The 24,024-nt window shown below is 63.9% G+C and carries 24 protein-coding genes and 1 tRNA gene; 3 read left to right on the plus strand and 22 right to left on the minus strand.

From position 1 onward, the window contains the following. Positions 1–21 precede the first annotated feature (21 nt). The 10 genes from FJ977_RS32970 to rsfS all read right to left on the minus strand — a co-directional run bounded on the left by FJ977_RS32970 (position 22) and on the right by rsfS (position 9,622). The gene (locus FJ977_RS32970; RefSeq protein ID WP_140776580.1) at positions 22–1,278 is read right to left on the minus strand and encodes a D-amino acid dehydrogenase; all 1,257 of its coding nucleotides are present in this window, start codon (positions 1,276–1,278) and stop codon (positions 22–24) included. Positions 1,279–1,401: 123 nt separating this feature from the next. Then, the gene (locus FJ977_RS32975) at positions 1,402–1,944 is read right to left on the minus strand and encodes a nucleoside-diphosphate kinase (RefSeq protein ID WP_181180142.1); all 543 of its coding nucleotides are present in this window, start codon (positions 1,942–1,944) and stop codon (positions 1,402–1,404) included. Positions 1,945–1,958: 14 nt separating this feature from the next. Then, positions 1,959–2,381 (minus strand): nucleoside diphosphate kinase regulator, encoded by a 423-nt coding sequence (rnk, locus tag FJ977_RS32980; protein ID WP_140776584.1) that lies wholly within the window; start codon positions 2,379–2,381, stop codon positions 1,959–1,961. Positions 2,382–2,653: 272 nt separating this feature from the next. Continuing rightward, positions 2,654–3,793 (minus strand): alanine racemase, encoded by a 1,140-nt coding sequence (alr, locus tag FJ977_RS32985; RefSeq protein WP_140776586.1) that lies wholly within the window; start codon positions 3,791–3,793, stop codon positions 2,654–2,656. A gap of 92 nt (positions 3,794–3,885) precedes the next feature. Continuing rightward, the gene (locus FJ977_RS32990) at positions 3,886–4,407 is read right to left on the minus strand and encodes an RNA pyrophosphohydrolase (protein WP_140776588.1); all 522 of its coding nucleotides are present in this window, start codon (positions 4,405–4,407) and stop codon (positions 3,886–3,888) included. 35 nt (positions 4,408–4,442) lie between these two features. Beyond that, entirely contained in the window at positions 4,443–5,621 is a 1,179-nt protein-coding gene (locus FJ977_RS32995; protein ID WP_140776590.1) for a divergent polysaccharide deacetylase family protein, read from the minus strand. 195 nt (positions 5,622–5,816) lie between these two features. Beyond that, the gene (locus FJ977_RS33000) at positions 5,817–7,148 is read right to left on the minus strand and encodes a S41 family peptidase (protein ID WP_181180143.1); all 1,332 of its coding nucleotides are present in this window, start codon (positions 7,146–7,148) and stop codon (positions 5,817–5,819) included. 1 nt (position 7,149) lies between these two features. Continuing rightward, positions 7,150–8,520: a murein hydrolase activator EnvC gene (locus tag FJ977_RS33005; RefSeq protein WP_140776592.1), complete on the minus strand. Its 1,371-nt coding sequence runs from the start codon at positions 8,518–8,520 to the stop codon at positions 7,150–7,152. A gap of 168 nt (positions 8,521–8,688) precedes the next feature. Continuing rightward, positions 8,689–9,171: a 23S rRNA (pseudouridine(1915)-N(3))-methyltransferase RlmH gene (rlmH, locus tag FJ977_RS33010; RefSeq protein ID WP_140776594.1), complete on the minus strand. Its 483-nt coding sequence runs from the start codon at positions 9,169–9,171 to the stop codon at positions 8,689–8,691. Between the two features lie 73 nt (positions 9,172–9,244). Then, positions 9,245–9,622, minus strand: a complete 378-nt coding sequence (gene rsfS / locus FJ977_RS33015) for a ribosome silencing factor (RefSeq protein ID WP_023766075.1) — start codon at positions 9,620–9,622, stop codon at positions 9,245–9,247. A 243-nt stretch (positions 9,623–9,865) separates the two neighbouring features. Here rsfS and FJ977_RS33020 point away from each other — a divergent pair, with 243 nt between their 5' ends. Then, positions 9,866–10,717, plus strand: coding sequence for a mechanosensitive ion channel domain-containing protein (locus FJ977_RS33020; RefSeq protein ID WP_140776596.1), 852 nt, complete (start codon positions 9,866–9,868; stop codon positions 10,715–10,717). Positions 10,718–10,750: 33 nt separating this feature from the next. On the opposite strand, the gene FJ977_RS33025 is transcribed toward FJ977_RS33020, so the two are convergent. The 8 genes from FJ977_RS33025 to obgE form a co-directional block, all read right to left on the minus strand. Next, positions 10,751–12,049, minus strand: coding sequence for an MFS transporter (locus FJ977_RS33025; protein WP_140776598.1), 1,299 nt, complete (start codon positions 12,047–12,049; stop codon positions 10,751–10,753). A gap of 189 nt (positions 12,050–12,238) precedes the next feature. After that, positions 12,239–13,342 (minus strand): ionic transporter y4hA, encoded by a 1,104-nt coding sequence (locus tag FJ977_RS33030; protein WP_140776600.1) that lies wholly within the window; start codon positions 13,340–13,342, stop codon positions 12,239–12,241. 87 nt (positions 13,343–13,429) lie between these two features. Beyond that, positions 13,430–14,194 (minus strand): hypothetical protein, encoded by a 765-nt coding sequence (locus FJ977_RS33035; protein ID WP_140776719.1) that lies wholly within the window; start codon positions 14,192–14,194, stop codon positions 13,430–13,432. 53 nt (positions 14,195–14,247) lie between these two features. Continuing rightward, positions 14,248–15,612, minus strand: a complete 1,365-nt coding sequence (locus FJ977_RS33040; protein WP_246683389.1) for an amidohydrolase family protein — start codon at positions 15,610–15,612, stop codon at positions 14,248–14,250. 281 nt (positions 15,613–15,893) lie between these two features. Continuing rightward, positions 15,894–16,481, minus strand: a complete 588-nt coding sequence (locus FJ977_RS33045) for a nicotinate-nucleotide adenylyltransferase (protein WP_140776602.1) — start codon at positions 16,479–16,481, stop codon at positions 15,894–15,896. 199 nt (positions 16,482–16,680) lie between these two features. After that, a complete protein-coding gene (locus FJ977_RS33050) occupies positions 16,681–17,967 on the minus strand; it encodes a glutamate-5-semialdehyde dehydrogenase (RefSeq protein ID WP_140776604.1) in 1,287 nt (428 codons plus the stop codon). A gap of 3 nt (positions 17,968–17,970) precedes the next feature. Continuing rightward, positions 17,971–19,125, minus strand: a complete 1,155-nt coding sequence (proB, locus tag FJ977_RS33055) for a glutamate 5-kinase (protein WP_140776606.1) — start codon at positions 19,123–19,125, stop codon at positions 17,971–17,973. 4 nt (positions 19,126–19,129) lie between these two features. Beyond that, positions 19,130–20,161, minus strand: coding sequence for a GTPase ObgE (obgE, locus tag FJ977_RS33060; protein ID WP_140776608.1), 1,032 nt, complete (start codon positions 20,159–20,161; stop codon positions 19,130–19,132). Between the two features lie 132 nt (positions 20,162–20,293). On the opposite strand from obgE, the gene FJ977_RS33065 reads away from it, so the two are divergent. Next, complete coding sequence (locus tag FJ977_RS33065) at positions 20,294–21,163, plus strand: endonuclease/exonuclease/phosphatase family protein (RefSeq protein WP_140776610.1); 870 nt, start codon at positions 20,294–20,296, stop codon at positions 21,161–21,163. 7 nt (positions 21,164–21,170) lie between these two features. Here FJ977_RS33065 and FJ977_RS33070 read toward each other — a convergent pair whose 3' ends face one another. From FJ977_RS33070 to FJ977_RS33085, 4 genes are all read right to left on the minus strand, one after another. Next, positions 21,171–21,698, minus strand: a complete 528-nt coding sequence (locus tag FJ977_RS33070; protein ID WP_140776723.1) for a GNAT family protein — start codon at positions 21,696–21,698, stop codon at positions 21,171–21,173. A 20-nt stretch (positions 21,699–21,718) separates the two neighbouring features. Further along, positions 21,719–22,306 (minus strand): GNAT family protein, encoded by a 588-nt coding sequence (locus FJ977_RS33075; protein ID WP_181180144.1) that lies wholly within the window; start codon positions 22,304–22,306, stop codon positions 21,719–21,721. Between the two features lie 120 nt (positions 22,307–22,426). Beyond that, the gene (rpmA, locus tag FJ977_RS33080) at positions 22,427–22,696 is read right to left on the minus strand and encodes a 50S ribosomal protein L27 (RefSeq protein ID WP_010912120.1); all 270 of its coding nucleotides are present in this window, start codon (positions 22,694–22,696) and stop codon (positions 22,427–22,429) included. A 98-nt stretch (positions 22,697–22,794) separates the two neighbouring features. Beyond that, the gene (locus FJ977_RS33085; RefSeq protein WP_140776614.1) at positions 22,795–23,466 is read right to left on the minus strand and encodes a 50S ribosomal protein L21; all 672 of its coding nucleotides are present in this window, start codon (positions 23,464–23,466) and stop codon (positions 22,795–22,797) included. Between the two features lie 412 nt (positions 23,467–23,878). Here FJ977_RS33085 and FJ977_RS33090 point away from each other — a divergent pair. After that, positions 23,879–23,968, plus strand: a tRNA-Ser gene (locus FJ977_RS33090). Positions 23,969–24,024 lie beyond the last annotated feature (56 nt).

Genomic DNA, 24,024 nt, shown 5'->3' on the forward strand with positions numbered 1-24,024 from the left:
TCCACCCAAGGAAGCCCGTCCCTATTTCAGGTAGCGTTCCTGCGCCAGGGCACGGGCGTCGATATCGGGCACCCGGTTCGACATGATGTCGGCAAGCACCTTGGCCGAGCCGCAGGCCATGGTCCAGCCGAGCGTGCCATGGCCGGTGTTGAGAAAGAGATTGGAAAGCTCGGTGCGGCCGATCAGCGGTGGCCCATCCGGCGTCATCGGTCGCAGGCCGCACCAGAAGGTCGCCTCGCGCATGGCGCCGGCGCCTGGAAAGAGATCGCCGACCGAATGTTCGAGCGTGCGGCGCCGCGATTCATGCAGCCTGAGGTCGAAGCCGGAGATCTCGGCCGTGCCGCCGACGCGGATGCGGTCGCCAAGCCGAGTGATCGCCACCTTGTAGGTTTCGTCCATCACCGTCGACACGGGTGCGAGGGCCGCATCCTTGATCGGCACGGTGATCGAATAGCCCTTGACCGGATAGACCGGGATCGACCGCTTCATGCGGCGCATGAAGCCCGCCGAGTAGCTGCCCAGCGCCATCACATAGGCGTCGGAGGCCTTGAACCCCTTGCTCGTGCTGAGGTTGGCGATGCGGTTACGGCTGCGGATGACGCGGTATATCGTCGTGTCGTACTCGAACTTCACGCCCCGCGCCACGCAGAGTTCCGTCAATTTGTCGGTGAACATCTTGCAGTCGCCGGTCTCGTCATGCGGCAGCCGCAGCCCTCCGACGAATTTCTCGCGCACGCCGGCCAGCGCCGGTTCCGCCGCGATGCAGCCGGCCGGGTCGAGGATCTCGTAGGGCACGGCATATTTCTTCAGCACATCGACATCGCCAGCGGTGCCATCAAGCTGCTTTTGCGTGCGGAACAGTTGCAGCGTGCCCTGGGTCCGCTCGTCGTAAGTGATGCCGGTCGCCTCGCGCAGCGCCTTCAGCGTGTCGCGGCTGTATTCGGCCAGCGGCACCATGCGCGACTTGTTGACCGCATAGCGCTGCGCCGTGCAGTTGCGCAGCATCTTGACCAGCCATGTCCACATATGCGGATCGAAAGCCGGCCGGACCACCAGCGGACCATGCTTCATCAACAGCCATTTGATTGCCTTGAGCGGAATGCCGGGCCCGGCCCAGGGCGAGGCATAGCCGGGCGAAATCTCGCCGGCATTGGCAAAGCTGGTTTCCAGTGCCGGGCCCTTCTGGCGATCGATCACCGTCACCTCATGGCCGGCCTCGGCGAGATAGTAGGCCGTGGTCACCCCGATGACGCCACTGCCCAGCACCATGATCTTCATCGTTCACTCCTTGCGCGCCGCGCGTCCCCAGGACGCCCGTGGTCGCGACCGCATTTCTCGATTTGCGCATGATCCCGTGTGAAAATCGATGCCGATTTTCGAGTATCATGCGCTGTGGCCCATTCACGCCGCCGAGGGACCGGGGTCGTCGTCTTCTGTCTGCCGCATTCGGGCCGTCTCGCCAAGAGGCCGCCAGTCGGCTTCGGCGCTATAGACGAGAGTGAGCCCGTGCGGTCGCCGCCCTTCAGCCCGGTCTTTCTGCCTGACCGCGCGTCGGGCAGCCTCCGGCTGGTAAAGCACGGCCTTGATCAGGATCGACTCCCGTCGGCCATCGGCGTGTTCGATCGAAGCCGTTTGGCCCTGCGTCATGCCAAGCATGCAGAGACCGCGCCTGGTTGCCACCGACAGGCTCGAGCCGACCGGTCCGCGCACCTCGTTCTGCACCAGGGTGCGCGTCTCGGCGTGACCGGCATCAATGCTGAACACCACCCTGCTGTTCAGCGTAACGATATCGGGGCCGACCGAATCGATCGGGACGACATCGGCGCTTGAAAGCTTGTGTTCGAGTATGTGCGCGATCGGATCCGCGAATGCCCGCCGGCGTTCCAGCATGACTTCGAGGACGGCGAAGTCCTTCGTCGTCAGGCAGCAATTCGTGCTCGTCATCACCGCCTCCACGATCAGCGCCGCTGCTGGCCAGAGGCCGGCGAGTCGACGGCTTCGATGGTCACCGACAGTTCCCGGCCGCCACGACTGCTCCAGCACACCGTCTGCCCGATCGCCGCTCCGATGAGCGCCGTTCCCATCGGCGTCAGCACCGAAATCCTGTTTTCGGCAATGTCGGCTTCGCCGGGATAGACCAGCATGATGCGCTGGGTATCGCCGCCCTCGGCGCGGACCGTCACGATCGAACCCATGCGCACCACGCCGGCCGGCATCGCCGCCGCGTCCGTGATGACGGCCCGGTCCATTTCCGAAAGCAGTTCCTCGGCCGTCTCGGGGGCACGGTCGAGCGAGGCTCTCGCCAGGCCGGTCAACCTGTCATGGTCGGTGTCGCTGATCAGTATCTGGCTGCTTGGGCGCAGTCCTGTTGCATGTTGCATGGCAAACCTCATGGATCGGCGCGTCGAACGAATGCGCGCTTGCCGCCGCACTGGCGGCGCTACGAAAAGCCGCCAGCGGCAAAAGGCTGGACGGCTTGATGGCGATTTTGGATGTATGGATGCCCCGGTACGGACGGACGCCAAAAGGCGGCCGCGCCGGGGCTACGATCCCGCGATCGGGCAGACCCTGAACAAGGTTCTGATGTAAGCGAGGTTGCTCATGCCCCGAACCTTGCCGACAGGCGCCCGCTTGTCAAGCGTGGCCAAACCGCTCAACCGCCGACATAGTGCCGATGAAAGCGGGGACCAAGACTGGCCAGGATTTCATAGCCGATGGTGCCGGCATGGCCGGCGGCATCGTCGACGCTCTGCGAAGGACCCAGCAACTCGACGAGATCACCCTCGCGCAATCTGCCGGGCGGCAGGGCGGAAATGTCGAGAATGATCGAATCCATCGACACGCGCCCAAGGAAAGGCAGGCGTATTCCTTCGAACCAGGCTGCCGAAGCGGAACGTCGCAGCCAGCCATCCGCATAGCCGAACGAAATCGTCGCCAGGCTCAACGGACCGTCCGCGTAGTAGGTGTGACCATAGCCGATACCGGTGCCTTTTTCGACCCGGCGCGTCTGCGCCACCTTGGCCCGCAGCCGCACCACGGGCAGCATTGGATTGGGCGCGCCTGGCGTCGGGTTGATGCCGTAGAGCGCCGCCCCCGGCCGGGCGAGACCATAGTGATAGCTCTGACCAAGAAAGATGCCGGAGGAGTTGGCAAGCGAAGCAGGCACCTCGGGCAGCATGGCGCGCAGCCGCTCGAAAGCCAGCCGCTGCTCTTCGTTGGCCGGATGGCGCGGTTCGTCGGCGCAAGCCAGATGGCTCATCACATATCTGACGTCGATTCCATCGAGCGCGCTGGTATCCTTTGCGAGCGCCTCGACCTCGGCTGGTGCCATGCCAAGCCGTGACATGCCGCTGTCGACCTGGATGGCGGCCGGGAGCCGGCGCCTGGCGTCACGCGCCGCCGCGCTCCAGGCTTTCAGCTGCGCACCGCTGTTGATCACCGCGCACAGGCCGGCCACCACCGCTTCCGGCTCGGAACCCGGCGGCAACCCATTAAGCACGTAGATTTCCGGTTCGCTCCCAACCACCTCGCGAAGCGCAATGCCTTCGGCCAGCAGCGCGACGAAGAAGATGTCGCAGCCTTCCTTCATCAAGGCCGATGCCACCCGCGCGGCACCGAGGCCATAGGCGTCGGCCTTGGCCACGCCGGCGCAGCGCACGCCGCCCAGCCTTGTCTTCAGTCGCCGGTAGTTTTCGCGGATCGCATCGAGATCGATGGTCAGGATTGCTCCGGCCGCCGCTTCACTTATGGCAACAACGTCCTCGGGCAGCAATTTTATGGGGGCGTCGTTCATGGCGACCCTCCTTGTGGCGCATAAGCATCAATAGGACCGCTGGGCCGGCGCGGCAACTGCGGCCCTTCGAACCACGGCCGCCACCCGTCCAGCTATGGCACGAGGTGCTGGAATGCCGCCACCACGTCTTCATAGACCTTGCGCTTGAACGGCACGATCAGGTCGGGCAGGTCCCGCATCGGCCGCCACGACCATTTGTCGAATTCGGCGGTGTGGCCGCCCGGCGGCGGATTGATCTGGATCTCGCTGACATCGCCATGGAAGCGGAAGGCGAACCATTTCTGCGTCTGGCCGCGATAGCGCCCTTTGAAGGCGATGCCGACCAGGTGGTCCGGCAGATCATAATTGATCCATCCCGGGGCCTCGGCGAGCAGCGAGACGCCGCGCATGCCGGTTTCCTCATAGAGCTCCCGCTCCGCTGCCTGCAGCGGCTCCTCGCCCTTGTCGATGCCGCCTTGAGGCATCTGCCAGAGCTGCGTCGTGCCGGCAAACTCGCTGTCGGGCTCAGCGATGCGATGCCCGACCCAGACCAGGCCCTCGCCATTGAGGATCATCAGCCCGACACAGGGACGGTAGGGTAGCGTTTCGCGGTCGACCTTTTTCGTCTTCGCCATTATCTGTGCTCCGAGGGGTTCGCGGCCAGGCGTGGCTAGCCTTTTTGCGGGTCTATGGCCACCGCCGAAATCGGCACGATCTCGATGCCGCGCTTCTTGGCCTCGGCAATCCATGACGAAACGGTGTCGACGGTCAGGTCGAAGGCCGAGCCGATGCCGACTGCGGTGCCCTTGGCCCGCGCGGTGGCTTCGAGACTGTCCAGCTTCTTCAGGATGGCGCCGCGATCCTGCACCGCGTCGATCGCGGTGTCGCCGGCGACGAAGGGCACGCCGTCCTTCAGCGCGAGGTCGGGCGCCAGGCTGCGCGCCGACGAGCCATCGTCGACATAGGCAAGCCCCCGTTTGCCGAGTTCGGCCATGAACGGCTCCATCGCCGTCGAGTCAGCGGAAAAGCGGGCGCCCATATAGTTCATGACACCGGTATAGTTCGTCGTCCGCGACAGCGCCCAGTGCAGGTTCTTCAGGTTCTCCTCGGCGCTCGCCGCCACCGTCAGCGTGTTGCGCCCGGGGTTGACGTTGGGATAGTCGAACGGTTCGAGCGGCACCTGCATGACAATCTCGTGGCCGCTCTGTCGGGCGGCCTGCATCCAGCGGCCGATGCTGTTGCCCTGCGGCGCGAAGGCCAGCGTCACTTCCGGCGGCAGCTTGGCGATCGCCGCCTGGGTGCCGGTCTGCGACACAGCAAGTCCGCCGATGACGATGGCCACCCGCGCTCCGCGTGCGCCGGACCATGGCCGCGCATAGACATCGAACGGCCGCCTTCCATCGGTGGAGCGTATCGGCAAGGGTCCGGTATCGCTGGCTTCGATCAGCGCCTTGTCGGGAAGGTGCGCGATCTTCAGGTTCTGCCCGATGCTCGAAGGGTCGCGAATGACGATGGCTGCCTGCGGAGGACCATCGCCCTCCTCCTTCTGCACATGGATGATCTGCGGTCCACCGGTCTTGGCCGGCGTTTCAACCTTTGGCGCCGCGACCGGGGCCAAGGCGGATGGCGCGGCGGCGGGCTCGGCCGCCGTCACTTTCGGCGTCGAAACGGCGACCTCTTGCGGCTTGCGAAACGGCTTTTCCCGCAGCGCGATCGCGGCCGAAACGCCGACCACCGCCAGCACGACAACACTCGCCGCGACAATGCCCGCGCTGACCTTGCCGGCGGCGCGCGGCGCCCGGACGGTCTGTCCAAGCGGGCGTTCGATGTCCTTGCCGATATCAGCCAAGCCCTGTCCCCGGAGCGCACGGCGCCGAAGGCGACCCCTTCGGCAGGACATGCGCAAATTCATCAACCCCGGCGCACCCCTGGCGCCATATCTGGAGGCCTCGCCTTGCCCCCGAATCAAACTGCCGGAACCTTTCGGCCCCGGCAGCATCGCATTGCTTGGTTCAGGCGGCCAGACCGTTGCTGGCCGCGAATTTTACTGGTTGAGCACGGCCTTTTCCGGATTGGGCGGGAAGGCCGGATCGGTCTTCTCGCCGCGCAGCAGCTGCTCGGCGAAGATCAGCTGCAGATCGTCCTTCGGATCCGGCGGCACATAGGCCGCCGAGCCCGAGCCAGTCGAGCTCTCGTCGGCGCCCTTGATATGGCCCTTGAGGTCGGACTCGCCGCGCGTCAGGTCCCTGCCCTGCAGTTCCGGCGGCAGAGGCTGGTCGACCTTGATGTCGGGCGTGATGCCCTTGCCCTGGATCGACTTGCCCGACGGCGTGTAATAGAGCGCTGTCGTCAGCCGGAGCGCGCCATTCTCGCCGAGCGGAATGATGGTCTGCACCGAACCCTTGCCGAAGGACTGCGTGCCGACCACGGTGACGCGGCGCAGATCCTGCAGCGCGCCGGCAACGATTTCGGAAGCGCTGGCCGAGCCGCCATTGACGAGCACGATCATCGGCTTGCCGTTGATGTCGTCGGTCTGCTTCGGCTTGGCGTCGAAGCGGGTGACGTCCTTGGGATCGCGACCCCGCGTCGAGACGATCTCGCCGCGCTTCAGGAAGGCGTCGGATACGCTCACCGCCTGGTCGAGCAGACCACCCGGATTGAGGCGCAGGTCGAGCACATAGCCCTTCAGCTTGTCGTCCGGCACCTGCTTCTTGATGGTGTCGATGGCGTTCTCGAGGTCGTCATAGGTCTTTTCGGTGAAGGAGGTGATCTTCATGTAGCCGATGTCGTTCTCGACCCGGAACTTGACCGCCTTGACCTTGATGATGTCGCGCACCACCGTCAGCTCGATCGGCTTGTCGGCGCCCTGGCGCAGGATGGTGAGCTTGATCGGCGTGTTGACCAGGCCGCGCATCTTCTCGACCGCGTCGTTGAGCGTCAGGCCGCGGACTTCTTCGCCGTCGATCTTGGCGATGTAGTCACCGGCCAGCACGCCGGCCTTGGCGGCAGGCGTGTCGTCGATCGGCGTGATCACCTTGACCAGGTCGTTCTCCATGGTGACCTCGATGCCGAGGCCGCCGAACTCGCCCTTAGTCTGCACGCGCATATCCTGCGCCTGTTCGGCGTTCATGTAGGAAGAGTGCGGATCGAGCGAGGAAAGCATGCCGTTGATGGCGTTCTCGACCAGCGACTTGTCGTCGGGCGGCGTGACATATTGCGCCCGCACCCGCTCGAAGATGTCGCCGAAGATCGCCAGCTGCTTGTAGGTCTCCGATCCCGCAGCGTTCGCCGACGAGCCAGGAGCACCATAGACAAGGCTCATGGCGGACGCGCCCATCAGCGCACCGGCAAACAGAAGCGACAGTTTCCGCATCATTTCACGTCCTTCCAGAAAAACGGTCCGCCCACCATGGGGCCGGATCGACGGGTTTTCCATCCTTGCGGAACTCGACATAGAGTTCCGGCGTGGCATTTACATTCTTCGAAACCGAGGTGCTTGCCACCCGGGCCTCTCCCATCGCGCCGACCGGCTCTCCTGCGAGCACCGACTGGCCAGTCACGACGCTGATTCTGCTCATCCCCGCCAGAACGACATGATAACCGTCGCCGGCATTGAGGATCAAGAGTTGACCATAGGAGCGAAACGGCCCCGCATAAAGCACATTCCCATCCGCCGGCGCGGTAACGATGGCTCCCGATTGTGTCGCAAGCATGTCGCCAAGCATCACTGCGCCGTTACCGTCATCGGCGCCGAAACGGCGCTTGATGCGGCCGGTGACCGGCAGCGCGATCTGCCCCTGCAGCGCCGAGAACGGGGCCGTCGCGGTGAGCCGGTTGCCTTCGGGGACAGGAATTGCCGCCAGCGATGCCGTTGTGTCGCCGCCCGTCTTATCGTCCCCCGCCTGGCCCGCGGCGGCCGCCTTGGCGGCATCAGCGGCCTTGCGGGTCTTGTCGGCCTGCGCTTCGAGCGAGGCGATCAGGTCCTTCAGGCTGGAGGCCTTAGCCGCCAGTTGCTCTGAACGCTGCTGTTCGGCCGCCATTTGCGCCTGCGTATCGGCCTCGAGCTTCTGCTTGGCTTCGAGCAACATGCCGAGCCGCTTCTTTTCCGCCGCCTGCTCGCCGACCGCTTCCGTCAGCCGCGCCCGTTCGGCCTCGATCGAGGCCGTCACCCGGGTCTGTTCCTTGAGGTCGGCCAGCAGGCTGTCGGTCTGCTGGCGCAATTCCGGCACCACGGCGCCAAGCAGGATGGCGCTGCGCACCGACGACAGCGCGTCCTCCGGCTTGACCAGGATCGCCGGCGGCGGGTTGAGCCCCATGCGCTGCAACGCGCCCAGCACTTCGGCCAGCACGTCGCGCCGCGCCACAAGCGAGGCGCGGATCTTCTGTTGCTGGCCCTTCAGCCCCTCCAGCTTGGCCCCGATATCCTCGATATCCTGGCCAAGCTTCTGCTCGGTCATCGCCGACTGGATCAGCGCGGCGGTGATGGAGGCATGGTCCTTCTTGACCGCGGCGATATCGGCGGCGAGCTTGGCCAGCCGTTCCGACGACAGCGTTATTTCCTTGGAAACCTGCTCGTACTCGGCGCGGCTCTGGTCCGGATCGGGCGCCATGTCGAGCGTGTTTTCGGCCCGCGCCGCGTGGAACGACAAAAGGATAGCCATCGCCGCGACGCCGCAACGCGCGCGCCCGAAGCGCCCGGTTGATGAGCCCCTTGTTAAGCCCGGTGTCGATTTCCAGCCTTCAGACATTCCCGGTCGATTCTATCCGCGGCTTCGTTAACGAACCATCAACCATGTTAACGCCTGTCGCCCAGAACCGCTCGGTTGTCCCGGGATAGCGGCATGCACATGGAAAAATAGTCTCCCAGCCCGATCTCGCGCGGGATTGGGGCGGAATTCGGTGCGATCCGGGAGCTATCAGGATCGGTGATAGGGGTGGCCGGACAGGATCGTCGCCACCCTGTAGAGCTGCTCCCCCACCATCACCCGCACCAGCTGATGCGGCCAGGTCAGCGCACCGAACGACAGCACCAGATCGGCTTGGCCGCGCAGCGACGGGTCGTGACCATCGGCGCCGCCTATGGCGAGCACCACCGCCTTGCGCCCGCCATCGCGTAACTGTCCGATGCGATCGGCGAAATCCTGCGAGGAAAGGCTCTTGCCGCGTTCATCGAGCAGGACAAGGGCAGTGCCCGGCTGCAATTGCGCCTGCAGCCTGGAGCCCTCGTCGCGCTGGCGTTCGCTGGCGCTTTGCGCGCGGCCCTCGGCAATCTCGGTGACCCCGGAGAATTCGAGCCCGACCGCGGGACCGCTCTTGGCGAAGCGCTCGAAATAGCGGTCGGCCAATTCCCTCTCGGGGCCGGCTTTCATTCGGCCCACGGCATGAACTGAAATCTTCATCCCGCCTCTATAAGCCGTTAATGCATGTCACCCAAAGGCGAAATCCGACGTCCGGGCAACGACACAACGCAGCTTAGTGAAGGGTCTCTTCCTCGAGATCCGGCGCCTGCCACATCTTTTCGAGATTGTAGAATTCGCGGACTTCGGGGCGGAAGACGTGGACGATGATATCGCCCGAATCGATCAGGACCCAGTCGGCGCCGGAGAGCCCCTCGACGCGCGCCGTGCCGAGGCCGGCATCCTTGAGCGCCTTGAGGAGATGGTCGGCGACAGCCGAGACATGACGGTGCGATCGGCCCGACGCGACAACCATATAGTCGCCGAGGCTCGATTTCCCCTGAATGTCGATTGAGACAATATTTTCGGCCTTGGAGTCTTCCAGACTGGCAAGGACTGTCTTGATGGCGCGGGACACGGCGTCGTCTACGCTGATCCCGGCCGGCGAAGGCATGATATCGGCCTTCTTCCGCAGTGCTGTTCTCAGTGTATTTCCTTTCGCAGCAAGAACAACCAAATCACCCCCAAAAGCAGGTGACACCACTTAGATAGGCAGAGTTCCCTGACAGTTTCAAGACGCAGCCCCGACTCACGCGAACTCACCGATTGCCCGCTTGTTCCATGCGGCACGCAAAAAAGATCGGAACCCAGGCGTCGCGCAGCGGTTATCGGCTGACCGACCAACCGGAATCCCGCCATGCCGATCGACCCGCAAGACACCCTTCTCACCGTTCAGGCCGGCCTCGCGCAGCTCAGCACGCTGATCGTCTCCTATTCCTTCTCCGCCATCGGCGCCGTCATCCTGCTGGTGGTCGGCTACATCGTCGCCGGCCTCGCCGAGCGTTCGATCTTTGCCGGCCTGGGTCATATCCACGGTTTCGATGCGACGTTGCGGCATTTCTTTTCCAAGATCGTCCGCTACGCCATCCTGATCCTCGTCGTCATCATGGTGCTCGGCCAGTTCGGCGTGCAGACCGCCTCGATCATCGCCGCCATCGGCGCCATCGGCCTCGCCATCGGGCTGGCGCTGCAAGGTACGCTGCAGAACATCGCCGCCGGCATCATGCTCCTGGCGCTGCGGCCTTTCCGCATCGGCGAATCCGTCGAGGTCGGCTCCATTGCCGGTTCGGTCGAGGAAATCGGCCTGTTCGCCACCAGGCTCAGGACCGCCGACGGCCTCTACATCCTGGCGCCCAATTCGACGCTGTGGAACCAGCCGGTGCGCAATTTCTCGCGCAATGGCGTGCGCCGCGCCGACATCAGCCTGAGCGTCGGCTCGTGGAACGATATCGACGGCGCCCAGAAGACGTTGCTCGCCATTGCCGGCACCGAGAAACGCATTCGTCGCGAACCGGCGCCGATCGCCTTCGTGGCCAGCCTCGGCGACACGACCGTTTCGCTCACCTTGCGCTACTGGACCTCGGCGGCCGACTATTTCTCCACGAACATCGACATGACGAAACGCGCCAAGCAGGCTTTCGACAGCGAGGGCATCTCCATTCCGCTGCCGCCACCGGAAGCGCCGGCGCCCGAAGCTCGCAAGCAATAGGGCAATTCAGCCCGGACCGTGTGCGAAAGGACCTCAGCCCCTGGCCCGGTCTTGCGGCTCGTCGGTGGCGAAGGCGAGTTCGACGGGCAAGGGCGCTTGCGCCGACATCGGCGTGAAACTGCCCGTGGCGGCTGCCGGGACCGGCCGAGCCGCTATCACCCGCCACAGCACGAACAAGCAAAACAGCGCGGCGATGACGATTCCGACATAGATGAACGTCGCGGTGCCGAAAACCACCGAAAGTGCCGTGACGATGCCCGGGACGACGAAGCCGGCCAGCGACCAGGCAAACAGCATCGAACTCGACAGGGCAAGAAGCTCATCCTTCCTGGCGCGATCGGCGGCATGCGCGCTTGAGAGGGAATAGATCGATTCCGCCGCACCGTCCCAGACCAGGTAGATCACCACCAGGACCATCAGCGCACCGCCGTCGAACACGATGGCGAGCACGCTGGCCACGATCGCCAGCATGGCAGTGCCAGCCAGCACGAAGCGCCGATCCGTGCGGTCCGAAATCCAGCCAAGGGGGATCTGCAGGATCAGCGTTCCAACGGGCATCGCCGACAGAAGCAGCGCGACATCGCCTTGCGTATAGCCCTTGGCGGTGGCGTGTATGGGCGCAAAGCCCGAGATGATCATCGACAAGCCGCCGACCGCCAGCATACCGGCGACCCCGACCGGCGAAATGCGCCATGCTTGCCGCAACGCGACCGAAGCCGCCTGCGGCGCTGGCGGCTGGGCAAGGCGGGTCATGCCGACGGGCAGGATCGACAAGGCCGTAAAGGTGATGCCGATCAGAGAGGCCGCGGCGGTGTGGATGTCGACAATTGCAAGTGTCGCATAGCCTACACCCAACCCGGCAACATAGGAGACGTAGAACACCGCCATGACGCGCCCACGTATGGCATTGGGCAGCGCGTAATTGAGCCAGCTCTGCGCGACGATGAACAGGCCGCATATGGCAAAGCCGTAGAGGGCGCGCGCGCCGATCCACAGCAGGGGATGCGGCCCGGCGCCGATCGCGACATTGGAAAGCGCGATCAGCGCTGAAAGCACCATGAAGGCGCGGGCATGGCCGACCCTGCGCACCAGTGGTCCGGTCAGGATGCATCCGGCGAGGCCGCCGGCCGACAGGCCGGTGACGATCAGCCCGGCCCAGATCGGATCGAAACCCTCGACGCCGAGCCGAACCGGGATGTAAGCGAACATCAGGCCGTTGCCGATGGCGATCAGCGCCATCGACATGATTACGCTTGCAATCGCGATCAGCGGCGTGGGCGCACTGCTATGCTCGCGGTCGGTTTCGGTGCGGTTTTCATCGAGAATCGGCATGTCCGCTCAGGATTGCCTGGGAAACCCTGCCAAGGGAGCAATAAAAGCGACATGGCAGCGGCGGCGGCCACTTGCGGTGGAGAGAAACACATCAAGCGTTAGGTGCGGGTGGCCTTCACGGTGCTTGAAACGGACGCTTTGCCGGCCAACCTCCTGCGCAACACGTCGATTGGGTATCCAGGCGTACCTCTACGGCACGGCTGCGATCAAAAGGAACATGACGAATATTCCAAGGTGGATCGCACCGTGCAGCGTGGTCGTTCGGCCCGTGCCGAGCGTGAGAGTGCTCACGAACAAAGTGAGTATCAGCAGAACCATGGAAGACGGCTCGAGCCCCAGCGTCAGCGGTCGTGCGGTCAATACCGCCAGGGCGGCGACCACCGGGATCGTCATACCTATGCTCGCCAGGGCGGAACCGAGGACCAGGTTGACGCTGTTCTGGAGGCGGTTGAGAAGCGCGGCGCGGACGGATGCAATTCCTTCCGGGAGGAGCACGACGGCCGCGATGACGACACCAACAACTGCATGGGGCAAACCGGCGGCTTCGACCGCGTCGTCCAGCGGATGCGAGAGCACCTTTGCGAGCAGAATGACCAAAAGAAGCGACAGCGGCAGCAGCACGATGCTGGCCACGGTTTCCCTGGAGGATGGAACGCGGTGCGGATGGTCGTTGCCGTCGGATTCGGCTGACGCCACCTCCATGAAATAGTCTCGGTGCTTGATGGTTTGTACAAACACGAAGATGGCGTAGAGCGCCAGGCATACGATCCCCACACCCATGACCTGTACGGTCGAGAACTGCAGGCTCGCGCCGGCCTTTACGAAAGCCGGAAGGATGAAAACAATCGTTGTGAGTGTACCGAGCACACCGAGCGCCGCCGAGGTCGCATTGACCTGGAATGCCTGCTCGTGATGTCTGCGCGCCCCGAGCACCAGAGATAGGCCGATCACACCGTTGAGTACGATCATGATCGCGGAAAACACCGTGTCTCGAGCGACCATCTCGCTGCCGTTCGCGCCGGAAAGCATTATGGACACAATGAGCCCGACTTCGAGGACGGTCACCGCGACCGCGAGGATGATGGAACCCATCGGCTCACCAACCTTCAGCGCCAGCATCTCCGCGTGATGCACGGCTGCAAAGACGCATGTCCCCAGTGCAATCGCCGCAAGGGCTAGTACCGGCACGGATTCAGGCAGGATGTGCGCAAAAATCAGCCCAGCCAGCGCCGCCGCGATTGCTGGGGCCGCTATCGACCAGAGCGGAATCTTGTCGGCATTATTGGTGCTCATGATCGACAGGCACGGCCTTCAGACAATCCATCGGACTGGATCGCACTCATCGGGATCCTGCCATCGTCATCGGTTGGGGACAGATCATCAGAATCGCCAGGTCACCCCCAGCACCGGCCCGGACAATCGGGAATCGAAGACGTGACCGCCGGACTCGTAGTCGACACTGAGCACCTTGTAGCCGCCCGAGACGGAAAGATGGTCGTTTATGATGTAGTTGGCGGTTGCCAGCACCTGCCAGGTGGTTCTGGACCCGACGTCGAAGCCCCCGACATCCGCCTGAACCTGCGCCGAGAGTTTGTCCGTCATCCTGAGAAAGGCGCGCGCGCCAACGACCGGATCAGCCCATCCAAAGCTTTCCTTGTAGCTGCCCGACAACCCTGCCGCCTGCACGGTCACCCGGTTGGAGATATGCCAGAAGCGGACACCGCCCAGCGCATCCAGGGTGAAGGCTGGACTGTCATAGACCCGATAGCCGGCCTGCAGCGTCGATGTGAATTCCTTGGTGTCCACGCTGCCGCTGACGCTGGGGATTTGCGGCAATGGCGGGGGCAGGGGCGGAAGCGGACCAGTTGCTTTCTCGTCTGTCGTGTCGACATACATGGCGTCGGCCGAGAAGACGAAACGGTCGTAGCGCCCCCATACATTGATGAAGCCGCCAATGTTCAAATCATTCATGACGTCCGAGAATGATTTGTCGACACCAATGGTCGGGGCCCTGCGGAAAGGCGATATGTCGCCGCTGATGCCCGCCGCCCAGAGATAGGGCGTGACCTGCAGGGCCCAGTTCTTTTCGCCATCCGCGGTCGTGTCGGAGCTTCCCGCAAGCACGTCGGCCGCCCTTGCTTCCATGGAAACGAAGGCGGAGACGGCAAGCATGCCTATCCCAAGGATTGCTCTCAAGATCATTCCCCCAGCGTGTTCTTGTGGATGTGCCCATCCTTCATGATGAGCTTCAACGTCCGATCCGGATTTGCGATGAGGGAAATGTCCTCAAGCGGATTGCCGTCGACGATGAGCACGTCGGCATAGGCGCCGGGTTCGATGTGTCCGAGTTTTCCAGGATACGGATTGCGTGGGCCGGAAAGGCCGGCAAGCTCGGCATTGCCGCTGGTCAGCAGCCGCAACACATCGACATTTTCATACCACCGGCTGAACTTGGCGAGTTGCTTTCCCTGTGTCGAGGTGCCTTTCGGGTTGAACAGGATATCAGTGCCCAGGGCCATCTTGATTTTGTATTTGCGCCCGAGCTCGACGGCCCGCGCCGTACCTTCGGCGATTGTCTGCTGCTGCGCACGCTGTTCCGGCAAGGCGTAGGTGTTGGCATCCTCGTCGGCAAGGAAGGGCTGGATGCTCCACCATGCGTCCGCACCGGCTATGCGTTTGGCGGTCTCCTCGTCGGCGAGTTGGCCATGCTCGATCGACTTCACACCGCTGGCGATCGCACGCTGCACGGCCGCGGGCGTATAGGCGTGGATGCACACATAGGTGCCCCAGTCTGCCGCCGCGGATACGGCAGCCTTCATCTCGGCTTCGGTGTATTGCACAGCATCGATCGGGTCGTAGGGCGAGGCGACGCCTCCCCCGCCCATGATCTTGATCTGGCTCGCCCCCAGCATGAGCTGCTCGCGTACACGGCGCAGCACTTCCGCCTCGCCATCGGCGATCTCGGCGATGCCAGCCTGTTCCGCCAGGCTTGCATTGCTTTGCGGCGTGCGCGGCAAATCCGTGCGCATGCGGAAGTCGCCATGCCCCGAAGTTTGCGAGATCATGGCGCCAGAAGGATAGATGCGGGGACCCACCAATCGACCTTCATCGATGGCGCGCTTCAATGCGAATGACGGACCACCGACATCACGAACCGTCGTGAAGCCGCGCAACACTGTCCGCTCGGCCTCTTGCGCGGCGACGAGATGAACATACGGGACGTCGGCCGTCATGGCCGCGACCTGCGAGATACCGGCGAGCAAGGCATGCCAGTGGGCATCTATCATGCCCGGCATCAGCGTGCCGCCCGCGCAGTCGATCACCTCGGCATCGGCAACCGTTTCGCTGGCGCCAGGCAGTGCCTTGATCGTCTTCCCGTCGATAAGGACAGACTTGCCTTCGATGAGCTTGCTTGCCTGGCCGTCGAAAATCGTGGCATTGCTGAGCAGGATCGGCTTACCCGCGGCCTGCGCGAAGGATGGAGATGCAAGGCCGAGCGCCGAAGCACCGAACATCCCGGCGATGCCGGAAAGAACAGAGCGGCGTGAAATGTCCTTGCTCACTCGATCGAAGAGGTTGAGTGCGAGCGGACTATGACAAGGGCAGTCCAACCCGTGCGCCAAGCCCCCATACCTGTTGCCGAAACTAATTCTCACGACAACCTCCCCCGCCGAAAAGAGGTAAAAATTGATGTAGGCAACGCTCGCACGCGATCAACTGTATCGCCGACGAACTCGTCTTTGATGACAGAGGCACCGTAGCCCGTCAATATAAGCTTGCGATAGCAGCGAACACTGCCGGATCGCTCACTTACTGTTGAGCGCTGTCGGTGATGCTGGACCAATTACCGCTTTGCCATCTTCCGGATCGCACTCGACGACAGCGACGAGCGCGGGCCGTGGATGAAGGTCCAGGCCGGCGCCTTCATGCGGGCGAGCCGCGGCGCGTCGCCTTCATCGATGCGGGCATAGTCGAAGGTCTTGGCGACGACCGACGACAGGAACGACAGCGTCGCGCCCGGCCGGTCGATGACCGCGATCGGGAAGGTCAGCACGATTTCGCGCCAGCGCTGCCAGCGGTGGAAGTCGCGCAAACTGTCCGCGCCCATGATCCAGACGAAGTCGACGCCGGGATTGCGCGCCTTGACCAAGGCCAGCGTGTCGGCGGTATAGCGCACATGATGCGCCGCCTCGAAGGCGGTGACCTTGATTTTCGGGTTCTTGGCGATCCGCTCCGACAGTTGCAGCCGCTCGGCCAGCGGCGCCAGCTCGCGCGTGCTCTTCAACGGATTGCCCGGCGTGACCATCCACCATAACTGGTCGAGCGCTAGGCGCCTGAGCGCAATCTCGGCGACCAGTGCATGACCGGCATGCGGCGGGTTGAACGAACCGCCGAACAGGCCGACGGCCAGGCCTTTTTCGGCATGCGGCATTTTCAGGTAGCGGGAAGAAACGGCGTCCTCGCCCTCCCCCTTGTGGGGGTCCACAGGACGGGCAAGACCCGTGGCTTGCCCAGGTCGGTCGATCCGCGAAGCGGAGTGGGGTGGGGGTGTCGTGGAATTCAGCGTCGTCCCCCCACCCGGCTCGCTGCGCTCGCCACCCTCCCCACAAGGGGGAGGGTAAGACCAGCGCTCAAGGCCTCACCTGTCCCGACCCGCGCACGCGGTATTTGAAGGAGGTCAGTTGCTCGACGCCGACCGGCCCGCGCGCATGCATCTTGCCGGTGGCGATGCCGATCTCGGCGCCCATGCCGAACTCGCCGCCATCGGCGAACTGCGTCGAGGCATTGTGCAGCAGGATGGCCGAGTCGATCTCGTTGAAGAACCGCTCCACCGCTCGGGCGTCCTCGGCGATGATCGCCTCGGTGTGATGCGAGGAAAAGGTCTCGATATGCTCGATGGCACTACCGATGCCGTCGACCAGCTTCACCGCGATGATGGCGTCGAGATATTCCGTCACCCAATCGGCATCGGTCGCCGGCTTGGCGTCGAAAAACACCTTCAACACCTCGGCATCGGCATGGATTTCGCAGCCGGCGGCGCGGAGCGCGTCGAGGATCGGCACCAGATGGGTTGATGCCACCGCGCGGTCGACCAGCAGTGTCTCGGCCGCGCCACAGACGCCGGTGCGCCGCATCTTGGCGTTGACGGCGATCTTGACCGCCATGTCGAGATCGGCCGAGCGGTCGATGTAGAGATGGCAGATGCCTTCGAGATGGGCAAAGACCGGCACGCGCGCCTCGCTCTGCACCCGCCCGACCAAGCTTTTTCCGCCGCGCGGAATGATGACGTCGAGCGCACCATCGAGGCCCTTGAGCATCTCGCCGACGGCGGCGCGATCGGTGGTCGGCACCAGTTGGATGGCGTCTTCAGGCAAGCCAGCAGCCTTCAGCCCCTCGACCAGGCAAGCATGGATGGCGGAGGACGAATTGAGCGAATCCGAGCCGCCGCGCAGGATCACCGGATTGCCGGCCTTGAGACAGAGCGCACCGGCATCGGCCGTGACGTTGGGCCGGCTCTCATAGATGACGCCGACGACGCCGAGCGGCGTGCGCACGCGCTCGATATGCAGGCCGTTCGGCCGGTCCCACTCGGCGATGACGTCGCCGACCGGATCGCGCAACGCGGCGATCTCGCGGATACCATCCGCCATGGCGCGGATGCGCGCCGGATTGAGCTTCAGCCGATCCATGAAGGATGCGGAGAGCCCCGATTCCTCGCCATTCGAAATGTCGATGGCGTTGGCGTCGAGAATGTCCTGTTCACGCGCAACGATCGCGTCCGCCATGGCAAGCAGCGCGGCATTCTTGGTGGCGGTGGTCGCGATGGCCAACGGTCGGGCGGCAGCGCGGGCTCGGCGGCCGATATCGGCCATCAGCGCCACGGTATCATCCCCGGATTTTTCATGCAGCTTCAGCATGGCTCATCCTCCGCTTATGTCGCCACCGGCCCGTACTTGTTCATCAGAATGACTCACCACGAGGTCGTCGCGGTGGATCATCGCCGAACGCGCTTCGTAACCGAGCACGGTTTCGATCTCGGCCGTCTTCAGGCCAGCGATCCTTACGGCATCGGCGGCATCGTAGGCAACCAGGCCGCGCGCGATCTCGCGGCCCTCGGGCGACAGGATCGCCACCGTGTCGCCGCGCGAGAAATTGCCGCTAACCAGCTTGACGCCGGCGGGCAGCAGCGATTTGCCCGATGTGAGCGCGCCGACGGCGCCGGCATCGACCGTGAGCCGGCCGGCCGGCTCGAGCTGGCCGGCGATCCAGGTCTTGTAGCCCTTGACCGGATTGGCGCTCGGTCGGAAGAAGGTCGCCCGCTCGCCGCGCTCGATCGCCATCAGCGGCGACAGCCGCGTGCCCGAAGTGATGATCATGGCGGTGCCGGCGGCGGTGGCGATCTTGCCGGCATCGAGCTTGGTGCGCATGCCGCCGCGCGACAGCTCGGACGCGGCCGCTCCCGCCATCGCCTCGATGTCAGGCGTGATGCGGTCGACCACCGGAATGAATTTGGCCAGGGGATCGCGCGCCGGCGGTGCGGTGTAGAGGCCGTCTATATCCGAGAGCAGCACCAGCAGGTCCGCGCCCATCATTGTCGCCACCCGCGCGGCCAGCCGGTCATTGTCGCCATAGCGGATTTCGGACGTGGCGACCGTGTCGTTCTCGTTGATGACCGGCACCGCCTTCATCTTGAGCAGCGTCGAGATCGTCGCCCGCGCATTGAGATAACGCCGGCGTTCCTCGGTGTCGCCAAGGGTCAAAAGAATCTGGCCCGACCTCAGGCTGCCCTTGCCGAGCGCATCCGACCAGGCGCCGGCGAGCGCGATCTGGCCGACGGCGGCAGCCGCCTGGCTCTCCTCGAGCTTCAGCGCGCGCTTGCCAAGGCCAAGGATGGTGCGGCCAAGCGCGATGGCACCGGACGACACGACCAGGATTTCGGCGCCGCCCTCGGCGAGCACGGCGATGTCGTCGGCGAGCGAAGCCAGCCAGTCGCGCTTCAGGCCGCTTGCGCGGTCAACCAGCAACGCTGAGCCGATCTTGACGGTGATGCGCCGGTATTTTTTCAGCGACTGCATGGCACTACTTTTCCCAGCGCGTCTCGACCACGGGAGCAGCCTCCGCGCGCGCCTCGGCAATCACCGTCATCAGCGCCCGCAGCACCGCCTCGACACCTTCGCCGGTGACGGCGGACAGAAGCATCGGCGCGCGGCCAGCGGCGCGCTTCAGCGAGGCGACCTTCTTCTTGCGCCCGTCCGCATCGAGCGTGTCGACCTGGCTGAGTGCCAGGATCTCGACCTTGTCGGTCAGCCCCTGGCCATAGGCTTCCAATTCGGCGCGCACGGTCTTGTAGGCCTTGCCCGGATTTTCCTCCTGCGCCGAGACCAGATGTAAGAGCACGCGCGTGCGCTCGACATGGCCGAGGAAACGGTCGCCGATGCCGACGCCCTCATGCGCGCCTTCGATGAGGCCGGGAATATCGGCGATGACGAATTCGCGGGCATCGATGCGCGCGACGCCCAGACCCGGATGCAGCGTCGTGAACGGATAATCGGCGATCTTCGGCTTGGCCGCGGTTACGGCGGCGAGAAACGTCGACTTGCCGGCATTGGGCAGCCCGACCAGCCCGGCATCGGCGATCAGCTTCAGCCGCAGCCAGATGTTGAGCTCCTCGCCCGGCAGGCCTGGATTGGCGCGGCGCGGCGCCTGGTTGGTCGAGGTCTTGAAATGCTGGTTGCCGAAGCCGCCATTGCCACCCTTGGCAAGCAGGAAGCGCTGGCCGACCACGGTCAGGTCGCAGATCAGCGTCTCATTGTCTTCCTCGAACACCTGGGTTCCGGCCGGCACTTTCAGCGTGACGTCGGCACCCTTGGCGCCGGTCATGTTGCGGCCCATGCCGTGGACGCCGGTCTTGGCCTTGAAATGCTGCTGGTAGCGGTAGTCGATCAGCGTGTTCAGCCCGTCGACCGCTTCCAGCCAGACATCGCCGCCACGGCCGCCATCGCCGCCGTCCGGCCCGCCGAACTCGATGAACTTCTCGCGCCGGAACGACACCGAACCGGCGCCCCCGTCACCGGAGCGGACATAGACCTTGGCTTGATCGAGAAATTTCATGGGATTGCAGTTTCTTTTATTGGCCTTGCGGCATTGCTCTAAACCTTGGGCCTTGCTCTAAACCAAGGCGCGGCGAAGGGCGAGGCCGTTTTGTGACAATGGCCGCGTGGGGTCGGCCGGAGAGATGTCGGTATGAAGCTTGTAACCTACAACATCCAGTACGGCATCGGTCTTGATGGGCACTACGATGTCGCGCGTATTGCCGACGCGGTACGCGGCGCCGACGTGATCGCGCTGCAGGAGGTCACTCGCAACAACCCCAGGAACGGCAGCCGCGACATGGTCGCCGAGATCGGCGAGGCGCTGCCCGACTATTTCGCCGTCTACGGCAGCAATTTCGAGGCCAATATCGGTTCGCGCATCGAAAACGGCCGCGCCATCACCACGACCTTCCAGCTCGGCAATATGGTGCTGTCCAAGACGCCCATTCATCTGTCGCGCAACCTGCTTTTGCCGCGCAGCCGCAGCTTCGAGATGATGAACTTCCAGCGCGGCGCGCTGGAGGCGCTGATCGAGACGTCGCTTGGTTTCATCCGTTTCTATTCCATCCATCTCGATCATCGCAGCCCCGTGGAACGCGCAAGCCAGATCCAGTTCCTGCGCCGGCGCCTGTTGAACTACGCGCTCGAAGGCGGCGCGCTGTCCGGCGTCGCCGAGATCGGCCTGCCGGAACTGCCGCATCCCGAGGCCTTTGTGGCCATGGGCGATTTCAACATGCTGGCCGCCTCGCCCGAATATGTCGAACTCGCCGGCCGGCCGGATCATGAATTCGGCATGCCGCTGACCGCCGACTTCGCCGTCGATGCCGCCGTGCGCCTTGATGTCGCCGGCGAGGATCTCGTCAGCTGGGTCGACCCCAAGGACCCTGCCAATGCCAGCCGCCACAAGCGCATCGACTATGTCTTCACCAGCGCCTCGCTTGCCCGGTCGCTGAAGCGTCTGTGGGTCGACCGGAAAGCAACGGGTTCGGACCACCTGCCCGTGTGGGTCGAACTGGACTGACGACTCTTCATCCGGCTGCGTTTTCGCGTTCGACGATCGCCATCATGATCGTATCGCCGTATTGCCCGTCGATACAGATAGCGTCGCGCTGCACACCCTCCCTGACAAACCCGACCTTGTCATAAAGAGCGATGGCGCGGGCATTGTCGGCGTGTACGGACAGCTCGACGCGGACAAAGCCCGTCTTGCGTGCCTGCGCCAAGGTGGCATTGATAAGCCGCAATCCGAGCCCACGCCCGCGATGGGAGGCAACAATTCCCATTCCGAGGCTGCCACGATGGGCATGGATGAGCCGGTCATGGCGGGTGATGTCGCACCAACCGACGACCTCGCCACGAATGACGGCCACGAACCCCGGATCGCCTTTCGCGATACGGTCCAATGCGAATCGGCGGGTTTGATCCAGCGGTGGCGCCTCGAGGAAGGACAGGTACTTCCGCTCGCGCGCAACGAGATCAAGCGCACGATGAAAGCTTTCGATGTCACCCGGCGTTATCGGCGCGATCGTTTCGATACCGTTGCTGTCATCGACCATTGGCTCGACCGCGCCATCCTTCAAAAGTGCACCCAGTTGCGCAGACTCGTCCACGTCTTGCGGTCCAGCCTGTAGCGCTCGACCGGCACCTGGCCGGCGACGATCGAGTTCAGCATGCCCTGGCCGGCATACTGGAAACCGCACTTGTGGATCACCCGGCGCGAGGCCGGATTGATGACCCGCGTCGAGGCATGCAGCACCTGGATCGAGGTATTCTGGAAGGCGAGGTCGACCAGCGCGTGGGCGGCTTCGGTCGCATAGCCCCGCTTCCAGTAGGGTTCGCCGATCCAGTAGCCGAGTTCCAACCCGCGATCGGTGGTGTTCAAGCCCGCGCAGCCGACGAAAGTGTCGGTGCCGGCCAGCGTCAGGGCATAGGCGATGCCGGCCCGGCGCGACCTGGTCATGGCGAGGAAGGCGCGCGCCTCGTCCTCGCCATAGGGATGCGGCATGCGCGCCAGCATCTCGGCGACATGACGGTTGTCGGCAAGCTCGACCAGTTGCGCGATGTCCTCTTCGCGCGGCGCCCGCATCACCAGCCGCTCGGTGCCCAGCACCGGGCAGTCTATCGCGTAACTTTCGTCTTCACTGTCTTCCGCTTCGGCAACCATTTGAACGTCCTCCAGGCACAAGAAAAAGGGGAGATGGAAACCCATCTCCCCTGATCCTTTTCCTGGTTTTGCCAGACACCGGTTCCCGAGATGGGCGCCGGTGTTCTAGTGCGGAACCGGCTACTCCGCGGCTTTGGTAATCGGGTTGACCGATACGTAGGTTCGGCCGTTGGCTTTTTTGTTGAACGTCACGGCGCCGGATTCGAGCGCAAAAAGGGTATGGTCCGTGCCCATGCCGACATTGACGCCGGGATGCCAGGTGGTGCCGCGTTGACGAATGATGATGTTGCCCGGGATGACGGCTTCGCCGCCGAACTTCTTCACGCCCAGACGCTTGGAATGCGAGTCGCGACCGTTGCGCGACGAGCCGCCAGCTTTCTTGTGTGCCATCTAACTAACTCCGTTGCGCCGCAAGGCGCCTAAAAGGCCTTATGAACGCGTTCGCGTTCCGTTTCAAGTCCGATCCGGCGACCTAATCGCCGGAAAAATTACTTCTTCGCCAGTTCCTTGGCCTGTTCGCGCCAGTCCTTGATCTGGTCGGCGCTGAACGGCATGTGCTCGTCGATCTTGGCGACATCCTTGTCGGTCAGCTTGGCCAGCTGCGCGAAGGTGATGATGCCCTGCTCGTTGAGATCCTTGGCGGCGACCGGGCCGATGCCCTTGATCACGGTCAGGTCGTCCGGCTCGCCCTTCGGCGCCTTGAACAGCGGCGCGGCGGCGGTCTCGGCCGTCACTTCTGCCTTGGGGGCGGCTTCCTTCTTGGCCTTGGCTTCCTTCGGCGCGGCCTCGGCGGCGACTTCGGCCTTGGCTTCCGCCTTCACGGCCGCCTTCTTGGTCGGCTTGGCGCCACCCAGCAGGATCTCGGAGATCCGCACGGTGGTCAAAAGCTGGCGATGGCCGATCTTGCGGCGCGAATTCTGGCGGCGGCGCTTCTTGAAAGCGATGACCGTGCGGTTCTTGCCCTGCTCGACGACTTCGGCGGTAACCAGGGCGCCGTCGACGAACGGCGCGCCGAACGTGACATTCTCGCCCTCGCCATGCGCGAGCACGTGACCGATCTCGACGATATCGCCGACATTGGCTTCGACTTTTTCGATCTTCAGGAGATCATTGGCGGCGACGCGATACTGCTTGCCGCCCGTTTTAATGACTGCGAACATTTTTTGCCTTTCGCTGTTCGGTCGGCCTTGATGAACCGCGTCTGGCGGTTCGGCCGTCTTTTTGTCAGTCTGCGGGTTCAAAAAACAAGCGGCGCGGAAGAACCCTCCACGCCGATTGCGCGCTGTCCCTAACCGAAGGTTGAGCGGGAGTCAAGGCAACACCCGTTGCCAGGACTGCTATTGGCCGGCCGGCCAGCAATCTTTTGCGGCAAGGCCTGTGGCACGCTGGAGAAATCGGTGGTGACCGCGATGACGTCAAGATCGCTATGCCCTGCCGGGCCAATGCGCAGCGGATGCCGCCCGTGAATCCCATGCTTGTCCGGCAAGCCAAATATCGGTGGATTTGGCCTTGTAACCTGCCCGTTCAGCCGTTATCTAGTGCGCCGCGCCGGCAACGGCCGACCATGACCGCGGAGAGGTGGCAGAGTGGTCGAATGCACCGCACTCGAAATGCGGCATGGGTGCAAGCCCATCGGGGGTTCGAATCCCTCCCTCTCCGCCAATCCATTCACGCCGGCCGATCCGGCCTGGCGGCACAATCTGCCCAACCCCCTGTCG

Origin of the sequence: Mesorhizobium sp. B2-1-3A (genome assembly GCF_006442655.1) — a bacterium.
Lineage (GTDB): Bacteria > Pseudomonadota > Alphaproteobacteria > Rhizobiales > Rhizobiaceae > Mesorhizobium.

Excerpts from the sequence above, each read along its gene's own strand:
- FJ977_RS33025 (WP_140776598.1), bottom strand. The coding sequence starts at position 12,049 with ATGCCGATTCTCGATGAAAACCGCACCGAAACCGACCGCGAGCATAGC.
- rpmA (WP_010912120.1), bottom strand. The coding sequence starts at position 22,696 with ATGGCACACAAGAAAGCTGGCGGCTCGTCGCGCAACGGTCGCGACTCG.
- FJ977_RS32970 (WP_140776580.1), bottom strand. The coding sequence starts at position 1,278 with ATGAAGATCATGGTGCTGGGCAGTGGCGTCATCGGGGTGACCACGGCC.
- FJ977_RS33070 (WP_140776723.1), bottom strand. The coding sequence starts at position 21,698 with ATGGTCGATGACAGCAACGGTATCGAAACGATCGCGCCGATAACGCCG.
- FJ977_RS33030 (WP_140776600.1), bottom strand. The coding sequence starts at position 13,342 with ATGAGCACCAATAATGCCGACAAGATTCCGCTCTGGTCGATAGCGGCC.
- obgE (WP_140776608.1), bottom strand. The coding sequence starts at position 20,161 with ATGAAATTTCTCGATCAAGCCAAGGTCTATGTCCGCTCCGGTGACGGG.
- FJ977_RS33075 (WP_181180144.1), bottom strand. The coding sequence starts at position 22,306 with ATGGTTGCCGAAGCGGAAGACAGTGAAGACGAAAGTTACGCGATAGAC.
- rnk (WP_140776584.1), bottom strand. The coding sequence starts at position 2,381 with ATGCAACATGCAACAGGACTGCGCCCAAGCAGCCAGATACTGATCAGC.
- rlmH (WP_140776594.1), bottom strand. The coding sequence starts at position 9,171 with ATGAAGATTTCAGTTCATGCCGTGGGCCGAATGAAAGCCGGCCCCGAG.
- proB (WP_140776606.1), bottom strand. The coding sequence starts at position 19,125 with ATGCAGTCGCTGAAAAAATACCGGCGCATCACCGTCAAGATCGGCTCA.
- rsfS (WP_023766075.1), bottom strand. The coding sequence starts at position 9,622 with ATGCCTTCGCCGGCCGGGATCAGCGTAGACGACGCCGTGTCCCGCGCC.
- FJ977_RS33020 (WP_140776596.1), top strand. The coding sequence starts at position 9,866 with ATGCCGATCGACCCGCAAGACACCCTTCTCACCGTTCAGGCCGGCCTC.
- FJ977_RS33065 (WP_140776610.1), top strand. The coding sequence starts at position 20,294 with ATGAAGCTTGTAACCTACAACATCCAGTACGGCATCGGTCTTGATGGG.
- FJ977_RS33005 (WP_140776592.1), bottom strand. The coding sequence starts at position 8,520 with ATGTCTGAAGGCTGGAAATCGACACCGGGCTTAACAAGGGGCTCATCA.
- alr (WP_140776586.1), bottom strand. The coding sequence starts at position 3,793 with ATGAACGACGCCCCCATAAAATTGCTGCCCGAGGACGTTGTTGCCATA.
- FJ977_RS32975 (WP_181180142.1), bottom strand. The coding sequence starts at position 1,944 with ATGACGAGCACGAATTGCTGCCTGACGACGAAGGACTTCGCCGTCCTC.
- FJ977_RS33050 (WP_140776604.1), bottom strand. The coding sequence starts at position 17,967 with ATGCTGAAGCTGCATGAAAAATCCGGGGATGATACCGTGGCGCTGATG.
- FJ977_RS33035 (WP_140776719.1), bottom strand. The coding sequence starts at position 14,194 with ATGGAAGCAAGGGCGGCCGACGTGCTTGCGGGAAGCTCCGACACGACC.
- FJ977_RS33045 (WP_140776602.1), bottom strand. The coding sequence starts at position 16,481 with ATGCCGCATGCCGAAAAAGGCCTGGCCGTCGGCCTGTTCGGCGGTTCG.
- FJ977_RS33085 (WP_140776614.1), bottom strand. The coding sequence starts at position 23,466 with ATGTTCGCAGTCATTAAAACGGGCGGCAAGCAGTATCGCGTCGCCGCC.
- FJ977_RS32990 (WP_140776588.1), bottom strand. The coding sequence starts at position 4,407 with ATGGCGAAGACGAAAAAGGTCGACCGCGAAACGCTACCCTACCGTCCC.
- FJ977_RS33000 (WP_181180143.1), bottom strand. The coding sequence starts at position 7,148 with ATGATGCGGAAACTGTCGCTTCTGTTTGCCGGTGCGCTGATGGGCGCG.